The following is a 3,044-nucleotide window of genomic DNA, read 5'->3' as shown; positions in this document are numbered from 1 at the left end:
GTCTTTGTCTTTGATCGCGGCGTTGATAAGGCGAAGGGTCGATAAACGGTCGGCCTCTTTGGCGCGCATCGCGTCTTTCAAAGCCGCATTCACTTTATCACGCATCAGCATAACTGCATCCTATCGCATTTTCACATTTCGAATGGGTCATATAGTCGGACCGGGACCAACTGACAAGCGCATCTTGCCGCTTGTTTCTAAGGGTTGATCCGGTCTTGACCACGGCCCGCCGCCCCCGTAAACCCTGCTCAATCTGACAGTGGAGAGTTGCTCATGACGCAGAAACCGACAGCCTGTTTGGCACTTGCGGATGGGACTGTCTTTTATGGGATGGGCTTTGGAGCGACCGGCGAAACGGTGGCAGAGCTTTGCTTCAACACCGCAATGACCGGCTATCAGGAAATCATGACCGATCCGTCTTACGCGGGTCAGGTCGTGACATTCACCTTCCCCCACATCGGCAACACAGGCGTGAACCCCGAAGATGACGAAACTGCCGATCCGGTCGCGGAAGGCATGGTTGTCAAATGGGATCCGACAAAATCCTCAAACTGGCGGGCGACCGAAGAACTGGCCGCTTGGCTGGCAAAGCGCAACCGGATTGGCATGGGCGGCGTTGATACGCGCCGTTTGACCCGCGCGATCCGGCATCAAGGCGCCCCGCATGTCGCCTTGGCGCATGACCCAGAGGGTAATTTCGATATCGCGGCACTGGTCCAGAAAGCACGCGCCTTTTCCGGCCTCGAAGGTCTGGATTTGGCTAAGGATGTGACCTGTGCGCAATCCTACCAGTGGAATGAAATGCGGTGGGCTTGGCCGGAGGGCTATAGGCCACAGACGGTGCCGAAACACAAAGTCGTCGCCATTGATTTCGGCGCAAAACGCAATATTTTGCGATGTCTGGCAAGTGCTGGCTGCAACGTAACGGTACTGCCCGCGACCGCGACCGCTGCGGAGGTGCTGGCGCTCAACCCTGATGGTGTTTTCCTGTCCAACGGTCCTGGCGATCCGGCAGCGACCGGCGCATATGCGGTGCCGATGATTAAGGGCGTTCTTGCAGCAGACCTGCCCGTCTTTGGCATCTGCCTGGGGCACCAAATGCTTGCTTTGGCGCTGGGGGCGACGACGATCAAGATGAACCACGGCCACCACGGCGCAAACCACCCCGTCAAGGATATGGAAACTGGCAAGGTTGAAATTACCTCCATGAACCATGGCTTTACTGTCGATAGCCAGACATTGCCTGATGGTGTGGAAGAAACGCATGTCTCATTGTTTGACGGCAGTAACTGCGGCATCCGCATGTCCGGACGGCCTGTGTTCAGCGTCCAATACCACCCCGAAGCAAGCCCCGGACCACAAGACAGCTACTATCTGTTTGAGCGTTTCGCGGAGGCGATGAGCGCCTGATTATTCCGCCGCTTCGACGGCCTGCGCGTCAAGTTTCAGGCGGGTGACAAAGGCTTCGGAGATGTGATCGCGCAGCGCTTGATAGGCGGCATCTCCATCGCCTGCCTCGATCGCGTTCACGATGGCTTCATGTTCTTCCAATGTCTCGCGTCCACGGCCTTCTGCGGCAATCGATGTCGTTGCTAATAGCGCCATGGAACGGTGGACCAGATCCAGTTGCTGCACCAAAAACCGGTTGTGCGACGCATGGTGGATTTGCTTGTGGAAGCGCCTGTTGGCCCGGCTCATTGCTTTGGGATCATCAACCAGCTTGGCATCTGCGGCCATCAATTCGCGCAACACCTTTATTTCCTCGGGCGTGGCATGGCGGGCCGCCAAACGTGCGGCAAGCCCCTCCAACTCGCCACGGACAACATAAAGTTCAGAGAGCTGCGAATGATCGAGCGATGCCACAATCAGCGATCTGCCGTCACGCGTCAGGAGCGATTGTGTCTCCAACCGCTGCAACGCCTCGCGGATAGGCGTGCGTGAAACGCCAAACCTTTCAGCCAACTCGCTTTCAACCAGCCGATCACCCGGCTGATAGATATGACTGTCAATCGCCTCTAGGATCATGGCGTAGGCGTCTTTGTTGGATCCGCGCGCATCTTGCATGAGGTCGTCCTTCATGAGGTTTCTTTAACATAGGCCCCACGGGGGTTGAACATCAAGCCAAAGCGATTGCGCAAAGAGCAGGGTCTGCATAGTCTGGGGCCATGGTTGCACGGCATTTTTCGCATGTGGAGACGTGGGTTTTTGACCTCGACAACACGCTTTACCCGCCCTCTGCCGATCTTTTTGGGCAGATGGATGGACGGTTTTCAGCTTATGTGGCCCGCCTCACCGGGCTGGACCATGCCCGCGCTCTGGCGCTTTGCGGTGAATACTGGGTTGAATATGGGTCAACGCTCACCGGCTTGATGGCGCACTACGACGTGGACCCGCATCATTTTCTGGCCGATGTGCATGATATCGATATCTCGCACCTGCAAGAAGACGATGTGCTGCGTGACCATATCGGAAACTTGAAGGGGCGGCGGATTGTCTACACGAACGGATCGGAAAACCACGCGAAGCGGGTGCTGGATGCACGCGGGTTGAGCCGTGTTTTTGACGCGGTTTACGGCGTGGAACACGCTGATTTCAAACCGAAACCAACGCAAGCAGCCTTTGCACGTGTGTTTGACCGGGACGGGGTCGATCCCAAAGTCGCCGCCATGTTCGAGGATGAGGCGCGCAATCTGGCCGTCCCGCACGCATTGGGAATGCGCACCGTTTTGGTCCATCCCGACCACACAAAAGACGCCCATATCCATCATCACACCGATGATCTGGCGGATTTTTTGTCGCAGCTTGTCCGGTGACCCTTTCCGGCCCGACGGAAGCGAACTATGTCTCGCGTATGGACCGTAGCATAACAGATATCCTGATCTCCGGTGGCGGCGTCGCCGGACTAACAGCGGCTGCGGCTTTCGGAACGGCAGGGTTTGGTGTTACGATCGTTGATCCGACACCACCCGTGACAACGGGTGACGCAAAAGCATCGGACCTGCGCACGACGGCCTTTTTGCAACCTGCAAAGCAGTTTCTGCAAG

Annotated in this window: 5 protein-coding genes; 3 read left to right on the top strand and 2 right to left on the bottom strand. The window is 57.0% G+C overall.

All coding sequences use genetic code 11. The features are described from left to right. Positions 1-111: GatB/YqeY domain-containing protein (locus ACFDSS_RS14330; protein WP_375256394.1), on the bottom strand; the 111-nt coding region annotated here is incomplete at its 3' end. A gap of 162 nt (positions 112-273) precedes the next feature. Between ACFDSS_RS14330 and carA the strand changes: the two genes are divergently transcribed. Next, on the top strand, positions 274-1,410 hold the full coding sequence (carA, locus tag ACFDSS_RS14325) for a glutamine-hydrolyzing carbamoyl-phosphate synthase small subunit (protein WP_375256392.1): 1,137 nt from the start codon (positions 274-276) through the stop codon (positions 1,408-1,410). Here carA and ACFDSS_RS14320 read toward each other — a convergent pair whose 3' ends face one another. Next, positions 1,411-2,064 (bottom strand): GntR family transcriptional regulator, encoded by a 654-nt coding sequence (locus tag ACFDSS_RS14320; protein WP_375256393.1) that lies wholly within the window; start codon positions 2,062-2,064, stop codon positions 1,411-1,413. 101 nt (positions 2,065-2,165) lie between these two features. Here ACFDSS_RS14320 and ACFDSS_RS14315 point away from each other — a divergent pair, with 101 nt between their 5' ends. Both ACFDSS_RS14315 and ACFDSS_RS14310 read left to right on the top strand, forming a co-directional pair. Further along, positions 2,166-2,813: a pyrimidine 5'-nucleotidase gene (locus ACFDSS_RS14315; RefSeq protein ID WP_375256391.1), complete on the top strand. Its 648-nt coding sequence runs from the start codon at positions 2,166-2,168 to the stop codon at positions 2,811-2,813. A gap of 38 nt (positions 2,814-2,851) precedes the next feature. After that, the coding region (locus tag ACFDSS_RS14310) for an FAD-binding protein (RefSeq protein WP_375256390.1) at positions 2,852-3,044 on the top strand (193 nt) is incomplete at its 3' end.

It is taken from the genome of Yoonia sp. (genome assembly GCF_042093035.1).
Lineage (GTDB): Bacteria > Pseudomonadota > Alphaproteobacteria > Rhodobacterales > Rhodobacteraceae > Yoonia.
This window is presented reverse-complemented; position numbering and strand designations above follow the sequence as displayed.